Below are 18,656 nucleotides of genomic sequence, written 5' to 3'. Positions count from 1 at the left end.
TGGGAAAGAATGCCAATGCCCAATGCGATAGGGCCCCAAGTCGGCGGGCGACGGTTCATCCCACCCCGCGCGTGGAGTGGGCTTTCCCGCCGGCTTTCTGTAAAATACTCTCTTGATTCGTAGTGAGGGCTTCAGCCCTCAAAACTGTGGATTAATAAAACGCTGCATACACCAATACAAATAAAAATCTCTTCTTTTCTAATACCCAGTCCCCAGCAATAGAAGAACAGCAGATTAACAGATATAAAAAAGTTACAAATGAGCAATTATCAAATATAAATAACGCTAAAACTAAACACCTATCAGATTAATAAATATGAAAAAGTTAAAAATGAGCATTTACCAAATAAAAACAAAGATGCCATTTTGGCAACCAACCTCTAAATTAGTTAGCTAAATTGTATGGAGATAAACGACTTCAAGGGTGTTGTTATCAGGGAGCACAGGCTACTAACTTATCCTAAAAAATACTTTCTTTAAAAGTATTTTTTAGGGAGAAACTTAGGATATCTAGGAGTGAAAAACTACTTAGATTAGCAAATAAATATCAATAATAAGGTTTGACATTTGCTGCATTAGGAAGTTTAATTCTCTACAGGCGTTGTCGTTAACGTACCATTAGCCCCCAAAAGAACAGACAACGTTACCAAATATTCCTAAACGCTTCAGCGGCAAATGAAAGAGTGGGAGTTTGAAAGCGAATGATATGCTTCCTCCCACTCTTTTTTTATGGATATCACAAATGAGCGCAAAATATATGTTCTGTAGCGATAATTCATGAATTATCGCACTCGTAAATTCAGGACTACGCCGGCTTTTTGCCTAATTCCTAGACCTGGTTGCAAAACTATTTTCCAAACACTTAAATGGCTGAATTTTGTCGATATAGAGCAAATATGAATTTCATTTTGCTACTTTTGATACGAATTCAACTATTTTAAAAAGTTGCCATTTTGGCAACCATGCTTCAATCAAATCAGTTAAATTGTTAAACATAAGGAACTTCAAGGGTGTGGTTATCGGGGTGAGTTACAAGATTGAATAATTTTAATGATGCATCTTCTACCAAGCAAATTTTCGACATCAATAAAGTATATCGAAAAAAGATATACTCACATTGCATCTCTGGCAAATAAAAATCAATAATCAAGTTTCCATTTGCTGCACCAAGGAATATTAAGCGCATACGGGCGTTGTTTTTGTTCGACACATTAGCCCCCCAAATAAAGCGCATCGTCCGTAAATATTCCTAAACGCTTCAGCGGCAAATGAAAGAGTGGGAGTTTGAAAGCGAATGATATGCTTCCTCCCACTCTTTTTTTATGGCTAGCAATGCAAAACTATCCAAACAGTTAAATGGCTGGATGTCGATGTAGAGCAAAAAGGAATTTCATTTTGCTACTTTTGATACGAATTCAACTATTTTAAAAAGTTGCCATTTTGGCAACCATGCTTCAACCAAATCAGTTAAATTGTTAAACATAAGGAACTTCAAGGGTGTGGTTATCGGGGTGAGTTACAAGATTGAATAATTTTCGTTATGCACCTTCTACCAAGCTAATTTTCGAGGTAAATAAAGTATATCTAATTTAGATATACTCACATTGTGTCTCTGACAAATTATTATCAATAATCAAGTTTCCATTTGCTGCACCAAGGAATATTAAGCGCATACGGGCGTTGTTTTTGTTCGACACATTAGCCCCCCAAATAAAGCGCATCGTCCGTAAATATTCCTAAACGCTTCAGCGGCAAATGAAAGAGTGGGAGTTTGAAAGCGAATGATATGCTTCCTCCCACTCTTTTTTATGGCTAGCAATGCAAAACTATATGAAAATTCGCAGTGGAACTGATTCCCGGCTTGTTTAAGAAGTCGGGAATCTAACTTTTCACGCTCTTCTAAACAAACTGGTATATCTATTTTTAGGAGGGGTGATTATTTAAATAAAATTTGTATCCCGCATAAACTGAATAATCGCGGCATTTACCGCCTGTGCAGCACCAGAAGAAGCATCATGATGACAATTAGGTAGAATTTGTAATTTAGCATTCTTCAGACGTTGACGCAATTTCTCGCCATCGCTAGCAGGAAACCAACTATCTTGTTCACCCCACAAAATTAGTGTGGGAGACTGAATAGCACCGAGATTATTTTGAATTTCACTAAGCATGTTCGGCTTATTAGTTTGCAAATGCTCAATTTCTCGCGCTGCTATTTGTAACTCTTCGGCAACTTTCACCAAAGTACCCGGAAACTCAATAAACGGGTAAGTTATCCAGTAAACATCTTCTTGGGTAAGTATTGATGGATCGAATAGCACGCCACGCCTTTCTATTGCCATAATTTCTCTTACTAAAGGTGCAAACAAATATGCTAAACGTAAGTTATCAATTGTTTGCAATATTTCTAACGGCGTTTGTGCAAGCACCGACATTCCCCAATGGGGCAGGCGTTGCGGAAAAATAGGTACATTTAGTACCACCAACCGCGCAATTAACTGAGGATTTTTTTCAGCAATAGCAAGGGCAATTACTGCCCCCAAAGATTCTGCGACAATTACAGCGGGTTCATCACATAAAGCACTAATAATTCGCTCTAACTCAATAATTTGATGACCGCCTTTTTCTCGACGAGTTGAAGGTTTTTCGGAAAAACCGTAACCTTTAGCGTCAAAACAAATTACCCGAAAATATTCAGATAACGGTGCGATGCTGTGACGCCAATTATAGCTCCAACTACCCACGCCATGTAAGAAAATTAGCGGTTTACCTGTGCCTTTTTCGCCATAAGCGATTTGTACAGGATATCCATTAGCATCAGTAATGATTAAATTTTGTCGCCCTTTAGGAAAAGTAGCTTGCCACCAATTTTTCATTCCTTTTATCAACAAATAATTTAAACACCAAATAAGGCTTGCCACAGCAGTCTAATTAGTATCACAGGGAATGCTACTAATACTATGGCAACAAGCAATAATCCTAACAAAAGCGCTAAAACAAACCATACATCTGCGCTCTTACTTTGTCCGGGAAATCTTAGGTATTCTTCTAATAACTTAATATTATGCTCGTTTGCTGTCCAAGCAAAATCAAAAAAGTCTCCCAGCACTGGTATAGCGCCCAACAAGCCATCAATAATAATATTTAAGACCATTCTGCCCAAAGTTGCTTTAGGTGCGCCTAATCGCGCCGCTTCTAGGACAATGTAAGCAGAAAGCATGACTCCCAAAAAATCACCACCAAGAGGTATAAATCCTATAAGTGGATCTAGTCCGATACCAACCCGCGTTCCGGGAATGGTTATGGCATTATCCAGCAGACGGCTAAGTTGACGCAAACGCTTTAAGGTAGGCGCTTTAGCATCGGGTTCAATTGTGAACTTTATCGGAGATTTAGACATGGACGGTTCACGCATAATCTGTGTTCTAACCGCTAAATATTCTACTCTGATGTGTGCCTTTTTACAGGATTAATTGTTACGATTATGCTCTAAAGCGTCAGAACGTCGGCGCGATCGCATATCTTCACCGACAACTACATTTAATTGATCCCCAATTAAAAGAACCGCAGCACTCATCCAAAGCCACAGCATTAAAACAATCACCGCTCCCACTGCACCATAGGCGATGTTATAGTTACCGAAATTCGCCACATAAACCCGAAATAGATTCGAGACGATCGCCCAGGAAATAGCCGCTATAATCGCCCCAGGCATCATCGGCGTACCAGGGTTCCACAAAGAAGGACCGTAGCGATAGATAAAAGCAAAGGCAGTAGCAACAATACCTAAAGCTAAAGCCCAGCGAAACAACTGCCAAAAATACAATAATAATCCGAAAAAATCATTTTCACGCCATACAAGTTGCAATACTAAGTCACTAATAAAGACCAAAAAAGAAGCCATCACAAAAAGCATGATCGTGCCAATTGTTAATCCCAAAGAGATGAGTTTAGCTTTCCAAAAAGGGCGTATCTTATCTGCGGGAATTTGATGGATTTGATCGAGGGCTGTCATCGCCGTACTTACCGCACCAGAAGCAGTCCAAATGGCGATCGCAAAACTCAGAGAAAACAAACCGCTATTTTTTGAGTTGGTAATTTCTTTCGTAGCAAAATCACGAATCAAAGTTAGTGCTTCTTCTGGTGCAATTTGACTCAGTTGCACCGCCATCTGTTTAAAAGTCTCTTGCAAAGATTCTTCAAATAAACCAATGGCTGTCAGGGCGGCAAGAATTGCCGGAAACAACGATAACATTGCATTGAAGGCAATTTCCGAAGCTAGTCCCAAAAGTCGCCGTTTGATGGTAATCGCAAAGGTTTTCTTAAAGGTGCCAGCATTGAGGTGGCGAAAAAAGCGGACAAAACGAGGTTTTGCCATGATTTTAGTGGCTGGTTGGGTTTCTCAACTAGTCTGCCAAATCTGATGGGGGGATGGGGGAGATGAGGGAGATGAGGAGGCAGTGCGGTGAGGCAGTACGGTCTTGGGGTCTCACGCCACTCCCCTCAAGTCGGGAAACCCGCCCACGGGGGTGGCTCCCCAAGTAGAGTAACTGCCGAACCCGTAAGGGTCTTCTCGACGCTAAAAGCGATGGTGTCAAACCTGCGTGGAACAACTGCCGTGGAGATGAGAGCATATGAGGCTACTAATGTAGTACGCAACTTGATGATAGGGTTTGCCTGCACTCCTTTCCAGTTCTTTCAACTTTAATTAGTCTTTTTAGCCCGACCCATTCTTGGCTAATGCCTGTCAAATCATTAAAGACTTGCTTGAAATTGATACCGCTATTTACCAAGGTTTCAGGTGGGTTCGACTGCACACTGTTCTTACGAGGTCGGGGTTCCAAGAAATTACTTAGCGTACAAAAAACCTTTTTTGGCATAGTTGCCCATTACTACCCATATTATTTTTAGTGAAATTTTACTTACTTTCGCCCAAGCTTCACATCAGCAACATGCATTTAGCAAGGTAAGGGAGTTATCACTAAAAGATACAGCATTTTGATGTATCAGGTAAGCTTTTTAACATAGATTTTCCAAACAGATCCTTCTTAAATTTCTAAGAATTGTCTTGTTAGGGAAAAGGAAAGTATTGGAATGCGGCTAGTAATTGCAGTAGCGATCGCATTATTTTCATCGCTTATCTACTGCTGTTGATATCCAAAATCTTATTCTGCCTACGTTTTTTTATCTATTGTCCACGAGACAGAAAAACTTTCACAATCTACCGTAGCTAGAATATGCATCTACCAGAAAGCTCGAATTTCAATATAACCGACTATCAAGCTTGGCTTTGCCCAAATCTTAAGATTCATTGGCAAATACTCCCTCTATTTGACTCCAATCAAGTGTTTTTACAAGCAATTAAAACAGAGCATAAACTTCTATTTTCAGCAACTGAAGGCTACGCCCTAAAGCATTTTGATGGAACATTGACAGTCAAGCAGGTTCAGGAAAAGTGTCAACAGGAGTTTGGTCAGGAAATTGACTCTACTTTCATCGTGCAGCTATTGAAAAAATTGGTGGATTTGAAAGTATTGGCAAACCCTAATCGTCATGAAATACAAAATTTAAGTGCCGATTCACAACCCACTAAAACTATAAAAGTATATCGACTCAAGTCTGCTGTGCAGTGGATATGGCACACAGATGGATATTGGTTATTACGGCTGCAAAATACAGATAGCATCGCTTATATGCAAGTCAGTAATTACGATAAAAACCTGATTTTACAGTTAAGTAAACTGCCAGTAGAAACTATTGTAACTAAATATAAACTTAACCCTCAATATCTGCAAGAACTGTTGCAAAACTTAGCAGTTAAGGGAATGTTGTCGGGAATTGAACCACAAAAACCCAAGAAAAGATTCAGCATACTACAGCTACTCTTTTTTAAGTTTCGTCTATTTAATCCCGACAATTGGCTAAACCGCAATATTAATAAACTTCGGTTTGTGTTTACAACAGAGTTTTGTTTTTTAGTCTGCATGTTTATAGGCTTTACTACTGTAATTGCTTTTTATAAACAAGAAAGAATTTATAACTTTGGGCAGGAGTTATGGAGTAGTCAAGGTTCTAGTTTAATACTTCCTTTTGTACTGCTGATGATGTTCGTTGTATCTATCCATGAACTAGGTCATGCTTTCACATTGAAACATTACAAAGGTGTTGTTTTAGACATAGGACTAATGTTTATCTGCCTGTTACCAGGAGCATACACTAATACCACCGATGCTTATGGCTTAGTTAAACGCAGACAACGCACTTTAGTAATGGCAGCAGGAGTAATTTGTCAAGTAGTTATTTGGGGAATTGCATTGTGTTTATGGAGCATATCAACACCAGGAAGTTGGTTTTATACAGCTACCTATTTATTAATGGTAGCGGCACAATTTACTTTAGCGCTTAATCTTAACCCCCTGAATAAATTTGATGGCTATTATTTGGTGGAAGCAATGACGGGAATTAACCATTTACGTAAAAGGTCATTTGCATATTATGCTCAACTATGGCGAAGAGAACCTAGTCTAGAACGCACTGAGGATATAGGAATTCTAGCGGTTTATGCTCCTGCTTGTTTACTTTATATGACCTGGCTTTTGGTTAACTTCTTTTTCTGGATTTGGCATTTATATACACCATATTTTCAGGCAAATTAGTTGAATTACATTCTGAATACCATCCCTATCGAGTCAAGGAAAAATCATGAAAGTTCCTAACCTGAAAATTGCTAGAACTGTTTTATTTGCAAGTGCATTGGGAGTAATATCTCTGACTTTTATATTGATAGATGCAAAGTCTTCGTTAGCAGGTAGTTATTTTAATCAATCTTATACTCGCTGTAATAAACCTGTATCTGTTCCTGAGCCTTATCCTTTTGTGGGTATATTAGCTTTTGGGATTTTAGGTGGAGGGTATTTACTCAAGCAGCGACTGAGGAAAAAAGGTGATTGCTTGAATAATAATGGTTTGCTACCAATTGATGATTTTTCTCTATCAAATAATCAACAATCTCGACAAATATCATTTATCGACTCAGTTGAGAAAAGTGAAGAAAATTATTATCATCTTTCACCGGATTTTGAATTGCAGTTAATTGGCCCTACGGAAATCATTTAATACAATTTTAAATATACCTGGCGATATAAATCGCGGGTATATTTAAAATTGCACCTCAGTGGACTAATAAAAAAATAAAGGTAAAGGATGCATTTATGAGTCTATTTGGATTTGGTGGTCAGAAGGGTCAGAAACCTAAAAAAGCTAAAAAATCAAATAATTTAAAACCGAGAGAAGTATGGCAAGGTAAAAGCTTTGCTCTAGATAATATTATTACCCCTAGTACTTTGGTCGGTGGTGGTGAAAATTCACCTGACCCATTTTTAATTGATTTACATAATATTTCCGGGTTAGAAATTGCTCCTAGTCAAACTAACTTATTTCAGGAGCTAGATACAAATGCCTTAGAGTTGCTGAACCCAAACACTTCTTTATTAGATTATCAAATAACGAGTGATTTGCTTGTTGTTCCTAGTTCTCAGCCTTTGCCATTCTTTGATAATCTGCCAGTATCTACAAATTCATTCACTGAACATATACAAACTTTTGATGCTTCAGATGCTTGTTCAGCAGATGTACCAACTAACATAGTTGATCCTAATTTTGGTGTTTCTGATGGTACGTTTGATTTACCTACTTTCACCCCTCCAGATGTAGAATCTCCCGGTTATGTATTACCTTTTGACCCACCAGCTACAGATAAACCTCCTAAATTTAATTTTCAAAAGTCAGATCAGCCTTTAATTGGGGTAATTGATACAGGATTTAATGCCAAGAATCCAGATATTGATTACAGTCGGGTGAAATTAGGGCGCGATCGCGTTGATAATGACAATAACCCTTTATTGGCAGATGGTGAAGGTAACGAACACGGCACTTTTGACTTAGGCATCATTGCTGCAACTAACAATAATGACATTGGTATTGATGGGATTAACGACCAAGCACCAGTTTGGGTAGGACGTGCTATTGGTTCGGGTAAGTGGGCAGAATCATTACGAGAATTTGTAGATGAATTTAAGACATCTGGACAACCGAATGGGTTAGTTAACCTCAGTCTTGACTTAACTCAGCAGAACCCTGACGGTACTATTACCACCCGCTATGAGTTCACACCCCAGGAACGGGAAGCATTAGAATATGCGCGGCAAAATCATGTCCTGATTGTGGCAGCAGCGGGGAATGATGGTGGTGTAATGTCAGTTTTGGGTCAAGCTTCCCAAGAGTTTGACAATATTATTACTGTGGGTGCGGCTGATGGAGAAAATTGGGCTGCATATTCTAGCTATGGCGATGGTTTAGATATTCTCGCTAACGGTGGCACGATAGACGATCCGATTTTGTCTACAGTGGGGGATGGTGTTGGCACAATGGCGGGAACGTCCGTGGCAACTGCCCAGGTGACTGGTGCAGCGTCTGTGGTGTGGGCAGCGAATCCCAAGTTAAATTATCGGCAAGTAATTGACATTTTGAAGTCCACGGCAACAGATGTAAATACACCCGGATGGGATGCACAGACGGGTGCTGGGTTGTTAGATATTGAAGCAGCAGTTGAGCAAGCGAAGAATACAACACCAGAAGTTTATAATCCTGAAGCTTTCCTCACCCCTACTACTTGGGGTGGTGAAGGTCAAGTTACACCTAGCGAACGGGCGGTTTCTGTTGAGTTTAACGGTAAATATTACGATTGGGAGTCTTACACAATTCGATGGGGCGATACGCTGAGTGGAATTGCACTCAGAACAATGGGTAATGGCAGTGCGCCGTATTACAATTTCATAGCCCAGAAAAATGGCATTGCCAATCCCAATTTTATTTATACGGGGCAAACAATCTCTGTTCCTAAACAGGTTTCGCCTCCTACTGTCAATCTCAACAATACGGTTGGTTATGATGGCGCTTCAGCACATCAAACTTACATCAATACCTTTAACCGCAATGGTGGCTCCTCGGTACTAGGCTCACCCATTAATAATGTGCATCCTTGGGAAGGTGGTTATATCCAAGACTTTTCGGGTGGGTCTGACTATAAAGGTGGGATTATGAAGTCTAACGCCAATGATAACTCTTACTGGGTTGGCGGTGACTTCTGGAACAAATTTCTAGATACAGGTGGTGCTGGTAATATCTTGAAATATCCCACATCTGACCGCTACGGGACGAATGGGGGTCTACGGCAAGACTTCCAAGGTGGTGCAATTCTCAAGTCAGGACGAGGAATTTTCCCTGTTTTTGGTGGTATTGGTGGTCACTATCTCAATAATGAAGGTGGGCAGAATGGGCGGTTAGGCTTCCCAACCAGCGGGGAAATTGGTGTTGGTAATGGGGTAATTGTTCAAAACTTTGAAAATGGTCGGATAGTTTACGGTGATGGTCCGACTCGTACACAGATGAATAATCAGCCAGCACCCACCTCAACAATCATCAACGGTTACACCGTCAGTGGTAACTTTTACCCAGTTTTCCAGAATTATCGAGGAACATTGGGCAACCCCATTTCAGGAGTGATTAACTATGGCAATGGTGTAACCTATCAGTTATTTAAACGTGGCTCGATTGTTAGTAGTCAGTATGGAACATTCCCCATTTTCGGGGGTATTCGTCAGACTTACTTAAATACAGGTGGTTTGAATGGTTGGCTAGGTGCGCCGAAGAGTGCAGAAATTGGGCAAGGTAACGGGGTTATCATTCAGTATTTCGCTAACGGTCACATCATTTGGAATGGTAGTAAAGCTACAGCCTACCGTAATGGCAGTGGTACACCATCTCAAGGGGTCCCTACTCCCAAACCAGATAACAATATCAAGCTAAAGAATTTTAAGGGTTGGGTAATGCCAGGGATTGGTGTAGCTCTGCGTAACAGTCCTCACCTCAATGATAAGAGTGGTAAGGCTGAACCTTATGGTAAATGGCTTGAATTCGATGCTTGGACGTATGGGGATACAGTTAATGACTATAAGGTAGGAACTCCTGATAATCGTTGGTTTAGGGTTAAAGGAACAAACTACTGGGTTCCCAGTGCTTATATTTATGGAAATCCAGAGGGATTACCTGGAATTGAAACTCCTGGTAGTGGTAGTTCAGGTGGTAATAATAACCAGCCAATTAATAATAATCAGCCTATTACTAGTTATGCTGATTACTTAAAACGTTTGTATGGTGGTAGTCGCGGTGTAATTAGTCAATATCCTAAACCAGATCATAATGCAATTGATTCTGTTAATCAGGGTCCATCTCCTTACAAAGTTTACACTTTGACAGGTGGTGTAGTTAAATATGTTGGCAAGGATAAAAATGGTGGAAACTATGTCCAAATCTGGAATCCAGAATTACAGAGATATTTTTACTATGTCCATTTTGCTAGTTTCAATCCCGCTTTAAGGGTTGGACAACAAATTAAAGCTGGAGATTATCTTGGTAATGAAGGCAGTACTGGTAATTCTACAGATCGGCATACTCATGTTCATGTGACTTTACCTGATGGGAAAACTAAGGTAGACCCTTTGAGTGCTTTAGGTAGTTATTCTAGTAATCCGCAACCACAACCGCAGCCAACCCCCGGTAATAGCAATATTACCTGGGTGAATTTCAGTGGCACGGTTGGACCTAGCATCGGGGTCAATCTGCGTAACAGCACTAGCTTTGCAGACCGCAGTTCTCGCAATGAGCCGAACGGCAAACGGCTAGAGTTTGATGCTTGGACTTATGGTGAAACTGGCACTGATATGTGGACGGGACAACCAGATACGCGGTGGTTCAAGGTCAAGGGGACAAACTTGTGGGTTCCTAGTGCTTATATCAACGGCAATCCGCCTGGGAATCCGCCTGTTTTGCCTGGTGGAAGTGGCGGTAATACAAATACAAGCGGTAGTACTAGTAGTTATGGAGGTGGCGGTAGGGCAACTTCTATAAGTGACAATGGTCTTCAATTCATTGCTGACCATGAAGGAACGAAGCTTAATTTATACAATGATCCTGCTGGTCACTGCACTATTGGAGTTGGTCACTTAGTACATAATGGTGCGTGTAATGGAAGTGAGTCAGCAGAATTTCAAGCGGGTATTACAAAAGAGCGTGCATTTGAAATACTGAGGGCAGATGTAAGTAATGCTGTCAACGCTGTAAACAGACTTGTTAAAGTACCACTGAACCAAAATCAGTTTGATGCACTTGTGAGCTTTACATTTAATCTTGGTTCTGGAAATCTTCAAAGGTCAGACTTACTGGCTAAATTAAACGCAGGTCAGTATGACGCAGTACCGACAGAGTTAAACCGATGGGTTTATGGTGACAAAGTAGTCTTGCCAGGATTGGTCAGACGACGTAAAGAAGAAGGCATTTTGTTCAGCACACTTTAGGGAGGAGTGCGATCGCCTATAGGGATATCTCGGCAGACATCCCCTAAAAGCGACACGCTGTAAAGTTTTGTAACGTAGTGATAATTACCATTTATTGTAAGGAGAAACTTACCTGAGATAACAATTTTCACGCGATCGCCTTAAATGTGTGACATCGCAATGGTTATTTTTCCATCACTTCTGCCGGCAACGATTGATCGCAAATGATATTGACAAACTCCTCCTTGTTGTGGAATGAAACAGCCCTGGTGGAGATGAGAAAGAAGAATTTTTGACTCTTGACTAATGACTCTTGACTAATGACCATTGACTAATGACTAATGAAAAATCTTTATGAGTCAAGAATTAACACAACAATGGTTGGCGGAAATTCAAACGCTGAAACAGCAACTGGCGGAACTTGAACAGCGAAGCAACGCTGGTTGGGAAAGTGCTGAGAAATGGCGTCAACTTTATAACACCGAAGCCGAACAACGCCGCACAGATACTCAGATGTCGCAGGTGGCGATCGCCGAATTGAAAGCAGAAATTCAAAAACTCAAGGGTATTGAAGATGCCACATTACCCGACTCGACAACAGCGACAGCTATTCAACAAGAAATAGCACAACTACAATCTCCAGAGGAATTGAAACCCAAATTAATTGCAGTCATGAAAGAACGCGATCGCCTGCTGCAAGCCTTAAAAACCGAGCAAGACAACCACGCCCAAACCCGCAACAACCTCACCACCGCCTTAGGTGATGCGATTGATAGCTTGACACGAGAGCGAGCAGGAGGAGAGGGGGAGAGTGGGAGATGAGGGAGAGGGGGGGAGGGGGGGATGGGGGGATAGGGGGAGATGAGGGAGAGGGGGGGAGATGAGGGAGAGGGGGGGGAGATGAGGGGAGTGGGGGAAGATAACGAAGAAATTCCTCCTTGTCCCCTTGTCCCCCAGTCCCCTTGTCTCCCACTCCCCCACTCCCCCCCTCCCCCACTCCCCCACTCTTCTAAAACCCCATCGCCTCAGCTACTGCTTTGAGTTCCGGTGCGATGCCGACTTGAAATTTGCTCTCGTTGTGTTTAATGGCTGTATCTGGGTCTTTTAAACCATTGCCGGTGAGGACGCAAACGACGGTTGCGCCTGTGGGTATTTGGTCTTTTACTTGCAACATGCCGGCGACGGAAGCTGCGCTGGCTGGTTCGCAGAAAATGCCTTCTGATGACGCTAAAAGTCGATAAGCGTCAAGGATTTCCTCGTCGGTGACGGCGTGGAAGTTGCCCATACTTGCTGATTTGACAGCGATCGCTTTTTCCCAACTTGCGGGATTGCCAATTCTAATTGCCGTGGCTAGAGTTTCCGGATGCGCTATCGGCTGACCGCTGATTAAAGGTGCTGCACCTGCGGCTTGAAATCCCATCATTCGAGGTAAGCGATCGCATTTTCCCGCTTGATGATATTGACAAAAGCCCATCCAATATGCTGTGATATTTCCCGCATTGCCCACCGGGATACACAGCCAGTCGGGAGCATTACCCAGGACATCGACAATTTCAAACGCCGCTGTTTTCTGTCCTTCCAAACGGTAGGGATTGACTGAATTTACCAAAGTTACCGGATAGCTGATAGCCATTTCCCGGACAATTTCCAGCGCTTGGTCAAAATTACCTTTAATTGCCAGTACTTCTGCCCCATAAAGCAACGCTTGTGCTAACTTGCCCAATGCTACATAGCCATCGGGAATTAAAACAAAAGCACTCATTCCCCCACGCCTAGCATAAGCTGCCGCTGCTGCTGAGGTGTTGCCCGTGCTAGCACAAATTACCGCTTTTGCCCCAGCTTCCTTAGCCTTGGAAATTGCCATTGTCATTCCTCGGTCTTTAAAGCTACCAGTAGGATTAAGACCATCGTATTTGACAAAGACACGTACTTGTCTACCAATGCGTTCTGCCAGCGCGGGAACTGGTATCAGCGGAGTGTTACCCTCTTGGAGGGTGACAACCGGAGTTTTTTCGCTGACAGGCAAGTATTCGCGGTATTCTTCTATCAGTCCTAGCCAGGGTTGGCGATGAGATTTAGCAGCAGACAGGCTCAAAGTCACAGGATTTAAAAGTTTTTTACAAGAGAAGGACGGGAGATTGAAAGCCCCTGAGCATCACAGAACGTAGTTCAACAGATGCGTGCAACAGATGCCAGTTTATCGTTTAACTGATATTGCTGGAAAGATTTAGACACGTTTTGTCAAATATCTTGGGGAAGGTATATTTTTTTCTGGAACAAAGCGCGTTTGTTCGTAGTCTCTTATAACAAAGGCTTTGATTCATTAGCTTAAGTGATTGAAAGTTTATAATGATTTAACAAAGCTTAAAATTGACTTATTATAATATCTCTGAATGTGTGAGTTGAGTTTAGGATCTCGTTTAACTATGACAACTTGTTCATCCAATGTTGACGATCGCATGTCCCAAAGCGCCTGGGCAACCAGATTAACCAAGGCTTTTTATCAAGACGATCAACAAGCCAAATTTATGCATTTGCAAGCAGAGGTAGATTCTTTGTTGCAGCAACTGCAAAGCTTGAAGCAGCAACGGATTGCAGCCACTCAATTAGAGGAATAATTACCTCGATTTTGGCTAAAACTGATATGTCAATAAATAAACTGACCTTATCAAAGGAATAAGCCAAAATAATTTGACAAGCTGAAATTTTTTCAACTTGACACATTGCCAGCATTTTTATAGCCGGAATGGACAGCAAGGGGGCTACTATTCAAAGCGCTGATGATTTTCTGACCAGCGCTTGAGGCTATAGCGATCGCCATTTTCAACCAGTAAAGCTAAAGATGCACCGTCTGAAATTTTGGCGATTGCTGTCAAAAAATGTTGAGAGTTTTTACTGAAGTCAGTATAAATTAGTTTACCATCATCTGACAAGATGAGAGTACGCGGACGAGATAAATTTTTGTCTTGTTCCTTAATTTTAGGTGCTGACTGATTCAAAGCTGCTATTGCGTCTGCCGAAATAGTCAGTACAGTTTCGGGTTTATTATTACCTGTTAAATCAATTTCTTGAATGGGCCAATAGCCTAACTTTTGTCGCATTTGCTGCAAGTTAGGAATAGTACCAGTTGGCAGATTACCTGATTGTTGAAGCGATCGCCAAATAGTTGGTAATATTGTCTTTACTCGTTGTGGATCTTGTTGTTCCAATTGTTCAACAGTTATCGGGGATGGTTGTACCCATTCCAAAGCTGCGTTTGTCAAAGCTAAAGAATGCGGTTGCACAGCATTGCTGCTTTGGGGAATTATTTGTCCAGCAGCCAACAGCCGCAAAACCCCATCTCGCAGTTGCACTCCTTTGATAGTAGCGGTAGTTGTTTGCTGTTCTCCGTTTGCTAGCCAGACAACTATCTGAATTTCCGCATCGGAATTTATCCCCAAAGTTGACCAAATAAACTTCTCTGGGGAAGTTTTCGGTAAATTCAAAGTTCCAAAAGGCGAATTTAGCCAGCGTTTACCGTCATTAAATGCACTCACCTCCACTTGATACCATTGGTTATTTACAGCTTTCAAATCTGTTTTTGACAGTTGCAGCCACTCCGCAGAGTTAATAGAAGAAATTGGCTGTACCGAACCAATAATTCGGCTGGGGTGAGTAGAAGAAATCGGTGTCACCTCACCATTAAGTTGTCTCAACAAACTTTGAATGTGCGTCAAATTATCTGGTGTGATTTTGGCTTCTTCCAACCAGGAATTCGCCCGACTTTGCCCTTGCCCAGCTGCTAAAATCAAAGCTGCCCAAGCTTGCACCTCTGGTCTATTAGGATTAACTTGCAAAGCTGATGAAGTGCGATTCCACAACCGTCCTTCATCAGCTTTCAATAAAGTAGCAATTTCTTGGGCATTTTCTGGCGATGCCTCAAACACTTGTAAAGCTTTTTCCCAGCGACCATCAATCAAATCTGCTAACACTTGTTGACTGGGAGAAGCCCAACTTTTATCAGCTTGAATTTTGGTAAGTTGAGAATGCAAGCGAATCAAATCAATTTGCGCTTGCGCTGCTGCCGGCATTTTTTCTTTTTGTTGTTTCTTAATAAATTGCAACCATTCAAAAGCTGGTGTCCAAAGACCGCTGCGGGCAATTGACACAGCATCCTGATAAGCTGAATCTTTGAGTTCCGGAGGTTTGAGAGAAATTTCTTCTAATTGAATTGGGTCGAGAAAAGAGTTTACGGGTTGAACTTGGTAAACTCGTAATTGCGGTTCTAAACCGACTGTTTGATCGACAATTAACTCTTTTGTACCATTATTAGTAACCTGCTGCCATTTGGGTAATTGTCCGTTAGGACTTGTCCAAGACAACATCAGTTGTAAGTTGCTGCGTTCGGGATTGTAATGCAGAATGTGACCGTAAGCGATCGCATTCGTTCCTTCCATACGCTGTCCTTTGCAATAAAACCAAACCCCTGATGATGTATTGCCTTCAAAGCGTTTCACTTCACTTAAAGGTAAAGAAATACTAGAACCTTGATTTTCCGATGTTGCATCAACTAAAGGGGCAATTACAAAATATTCTTCAGGTCCAGTTATAGGCAATTGAGTTGCTAAATGATAGTATTTTTCTGTCGAAGATTGTGTCTCAGTATCTTGCGAAAGTTGATAGACTCTAAGTTCAACAACGTATTTACAATCTGACTGACAATTTGCCCGTTGCTTGTAAACTGGCAATAAAAAAGAGTTTTCTACATCACCATCCAAAGGTAAAATTTCCCCGGCTATTTGTCCTTTGTTTTTCAGATTTAGTTTAATTTGTGAAAGAGTTTGCGGGTGTTCTTGTTGGCTAGAGATTTTTGCCCATTCTGGTAAAACATTATTCAGCCAGCTTAATTTTTCGGGATTGAGTATGAAAATAAGGCTAATCCAAACAAAAAGCGCAATTAAAGCAGCACTACCCGACAAAATCCCCACAGCTAACATTGACGATAGCCAACTTTCCATTTTCACAGAAGTTTCCAGCGGTTTCGTTTCTCGTCGCACAGACTTAACCGGCTTTTTCGGCGTTTTTTTGACAGCGCGTTTCATCGCATCTGCACCTTGCGTATTAGGTTTAAAAGGTTTTGGTGTCAGCTTTTGCGTGCGGTTTGCCATGTTCGTTCAGTAAATGCAATCGGTATTTCTGCCAAGTATTTTTCCTTTTATACTCGTCTTTATTTGAATTTGCCCAGAAATTTATTAGTCTGATTTTCTAGAAGTTCAGTAAATTTCCTCATGTCAAAACCAGAAAATTTTGAATACACTCACCCCTTGAGTGTGTGTGTGTAGAGTGTAAAAAGTTGAAAGATAAACTGCTTCGCAATCAAAGTAAAGCCTTCATTTTCGCATTGTTATTACTTGCGGGAATTCACGGATTTACACAAAAAGCGATGTCTCAAGTGGATAGGAGAGGGGGAGAGGGGGCAGGGGGCACTTTGCACTTTGCAGGGGGACAAGGGGACAAGGGGACAAGGAGACTCCTTGGAGACAAGGGAGACAAGGGAGACAAGGGAGACAAGGAAGATTCTTTCGTTTCTCCCCATCTCCCCCTCTCCCCATCCCCCCCTCTCCCCATCTCCCCATCTCCCCCTCTCCCCCTCTCCCCCTCTCCTGAAAACGACGATCCGATGGGGCAAGTTACATCGGTTTCCCAACTTAAAGACGTACAACCTACAGATTGGGCATTTCAAGCGTTACAGTCTTTAGTTGAACGCTATGGTTGCATAGCAGGGTATCCAGACGCAACTTATCGAGGCGATCGCGCTTTAACTCGGTATGAATTTGCTGCCGGTTTGAATGCTTGTTTAGATAAAGTCAATGAATTAATTGCTACCGCCACCAGTGATTTAGTCAGCCGCGAAGATTTAGCAACTTTGCAAAAATTACAGTCACAATTTGCCCCGGAATTAGCAACCTTACGCAATCGAGTTGATAATTTAGAAGCCCGCGCAACTCAAATAGAAACCAACCAATTTTCTCCAACAACAAAACTCAGCGGTATCACGATAGTTGGTATTCAAGGAAGAAGCCGCAATCGTGCTGATGTTGCTCCCAGAGATGGCAAAAAAGACACAGAAGATGCGGGTACAAACATTAATGTTATCTCGTTATCACAGTTATATTTAACTACTCAATTCGACCCGCGCAGTTACTTGGTAACAGGTATTTTAGCGGCTGACGGTTCCAGCGCACCCAGATTTAGCAACGACGTTATACTTGGTTACGAATATCCTACAAATAACAGCTTAATATTAACTGACCTCCATTATCATCATTTAATTACTGACAACTTTGCAGTGATGATAGGAACAGCATATGTAAATATGACCACTGCATTTAGAGGTCCAAACCGAGTAGAAAACGCTGCCACAGGACCGCTATCTTATTTTGCTCAACGCAACCCGATTTTAAATATGGGTTTCGGTCAAGCTGGTATAGCTGTTGATTGGCAATTTGCCAAACGCGCTAGTTTGCAAGCATTGTATTCTAGTTATAATCCGCAAAATCCCGGTAAACGCAACGGTTTATTTGATGGAAACACAACGACAGGTGTGCAATTGTTAGTCACACCAACTGATGCTTTTGATGTCAGTTTATATTACGTTAATAATTATTCTTCAAATGGTTGTTTGCTGACTTTCGTTGGGGATGAGTGTTTAACTGCGGTTAATAGCACAGGTAAATCAGAACCATTACAAACAAACGCTGTTGGTGCTACTGTCAATTGGCAAATTTCTTCCCGTCTTACTTTAGGTGCTTGGGGCGGTTATACTAATTCTTATATTCCTGGGCGATCGGGCAATGTGGAAACCACAAATTACATGGTTTATCTAAATTTCCCTGATTTATTTAGAAAAGGTAATTTAGGCGGAATTTATATCGGACAACCTCCAAAAATAACTAATAGCGACTTACCTGTAGGAAACAATATCCCAGACTTTATCAATACAGGTTTAGGACGCAGAGGAGGACAACCAGGAACCACCACTCAAATCGAAGCTTTTTATCGCTTCCAGCTAACAGATAACATCACCATCACACCAGGGATAATTCATATCCTAGAACCTGGTCATACACCAGATAGCGACCCAATTACCATCGGTATTTTGCGTAGTAGCTTCACATTTTAGTAGTAAGCACTTCAGTGCTTAAAAGAGACGTTTAAACACCTACTAAAAATTTATAAACAGCAATTTATTTCTAACCCTACACTTTATAAATAGTTTATATA

General features: G+C 41.4%; 14 protein-coding genes. 6 read left to right on the top strand and 8 right to left on the bottom strand.

From position 1 onward, the window contains the following. Window positions 1–1,940: 1,940 nt before the first annotated feature. From AABK37_RS23405 to AABK37_RS23390, 4 genes are all read right to left on the bottom strand, one after another. Window positions 1,941–2,876: an alpha/beta fold hydrolase gene (locus tag AABK37_RS23405; protein WP_432553931.1), complete on the bottom strand. Its 936-nt coding sequence runs from the start codon at window positions 2,874–2,876 to the stop codon at window positions 1,941–1,943. Between the two features lie 20 nt (window positions 2,877–2,896). Beyond that, on the bottom strand, window positions 2,897–3,400 hold the full coding sequence (locus AABK37_RS23400; protein ID WP_039738298.1) for a DUF4112 domain-containing protein: 504 nt from the start codon (window positions 3,398–3,400) through the stop codon (window positions 2,897–2,899). Window positions 3,401–3,469: 69 nt separating this feature from the next. After that, a complete protein-coding gene (locus AABK37_RS23395; protein ID WP_432553930.1) occupies window positions 3,470–4,378 on the bottom strand; it encodes a YihY/virulence factor BrkB family protein in 909 nt (302 codons plus the stop codon). Window positions 4,379–4,406: 28 nt separating this feature from the next. Further along, window positions 4,407–4,634 (bottom strand): hypothetical protein, encoded by a 228-nt coding sequence (locus tag AABK37_RS23390; protein WP_432553929.1) that lies wholly within the window; start codon window positions 4,632–4,634, stop codon window positions 4,407–4,409. 603 nt (window positions 4,635–5,237) lie between these two features. Here AABK37_RS23390 and AABK37_RS23385 point away from each other — a divergent pair. The 3 genes from AABK37_RS23385 (at window position 5,238) to AABK37_RS23375 (ending at window position 11,414) form a co-directional block, all read left to right on the top strand. Next, window positions 5,238–6,656 carry a site-2 protease family protein gene (locus tag AABK37_RS23385; RefSeq protein WP_432553928.1) on the top strand — a complete coding sequence of 473 codons (1,419 nt, stop codon included), beginning with the start codon at window positions 5,238–5,240 and terminating at the stop codon, window positions 6,654–6,656. 46 nt (window positions 6,657–6,702) lie between these two features. Then, window positions 6,703–7,116 (top strand): hypothetical protein, encoded by a 414-nt coding sequence (locus tag AABK37_RS23380; RefSeq protein ID WP_432553927.1) that lies wholly within the window; start codon window positions 6,703–6,705, stop codon window positions 7,114–7,116. Window positions 7,117–7,211: 95 nt separating this feature from the next. After that, window positions 7,212–11,414, top strand: a complete 4,203-nt coding sequence (locus tag AABK37_RS23375) for a glycoside hydrolase family protein (protein ID WP_432553926.1) — start codon at window positions 7,212–7,214, stop codon at window positions 11,412–11,414. Here AABK37_RS23375 and AABK37_RS23370 read toward each other — a convergent pair. Beyond that, window positions 11,411–11,545: a hypothetical protein gene (locus tag AABK37_RS23370; RefSeq protein WP_432553925.1), complete on the bottom strand. Its 135-nt coding sequence runs from the start codon at window positions 11,543–11,545 to the stop codon at window positions 11,411–11,413. The genes AABK37_RS23375 and AABK37_RS23370 overlap by 4 nt on opposite strands. Before the next feature lie 202 nt (window positions 11,546–11,747). On the opposite strand from AABK37_RS23370, the gene AABK37_RS23365 reads away from it, so the two are divergent. After that, a complete protein-coding gene (locus AABK37_RS23365; RefSeq protein ID WP_432553924.1) occupies window positions 11,748–12,215 on the top strand; it encodes a hypothetical protein in 468 nt (155 codons plus the stop codon). On the opposite strand, the gene AABK37_RS23360 is transcribed toward AABK37_RS23365, so the two are convergent. Then, window positions 12,150–12,398, bottom strand: a complete 249-nt coding sequence (locus AABK37_RS23360) for a hypothetical protein (RefSeq protein ID WP_432553923.1) — start codon at window positions 12,396–12,398, stop codon at window positions 12,150–12,152. The two genes, AABK37_RS23365 and AABK37_RS23360, sit on opposite strands and share 66 nt — an antisense overlap. 4 nt (window positions 12,399–12,402) lie before the next feature. After that, entirely contained in the window at window positions 12,403–13,494 is a 1,092-nt protein-coding gene (thrC, locus tag AABK37_RS23355; protein ID WP_432553922.1) for a threonine synthase, read from the bottom strand. 325 nt (window positions 13,495–13,819) lie between these two features. Between thrC and AABK37_RS23350 the strand changes: the two genes are divergently transcribed. Then, window positions 13,820–14,011: a hypothetical protein gene (locus AABK37_RS23350; RefSeq protein WP_432553921.1), complete on the top strand. Its 192-nt coding sequence runs from the start codon at window positions 13,820–13,822 to the stop codon at window positions 14,009–14,011. Window positions 14,012–14,158: 147 nt separating this feature from the next. Here the strand turns inward: AABK37_RS23350 and AABK37_RS23345 are convergent, their stop codons facing one another. Continuing rightward, complete coding sequence (locus AABK37_RS23345) at window positions 14,159–16,540, bottom strand: hypothetical protein (protein WP_432553920.1); 2,382 nt, start codon at window positions 16,538–16,540, stop codon at window positions 14,159–14,161. A gap of 185 nt (window positions 16,541–16,725) precedes the next feature. Here AABK37_RS23345 and AABK37_RS23340 point away from each other — a divergent pair, with 185 nt between their 5' ends. Continuing rightward, window positions 16,726–18,555, top strand: a complete 1,830-nt coding sequence (locus AABK37_RS23340) for an iron uptake porin (protein ID WP_432553919.1) — start codon at window positions 16,726–16,728, stop codon at window positions 18,553–18,555. Window positions 18,556–18,656 lie beyond the last annotated feature (101 nt).

This window comes from Tolypothrix sp. VBCCA 56010, from assembly GCF_050875635.1.
Lineage (GTDB): Bacteria > Cyanobacteriota > Cyanobacteriia > Cyanobacteriales > Nostocaceae > Hassallia.
Note: the sequence above shows the minus strand (reverse complement) of the source record. Positions and strands in the feature narration are given on the sequence as shown.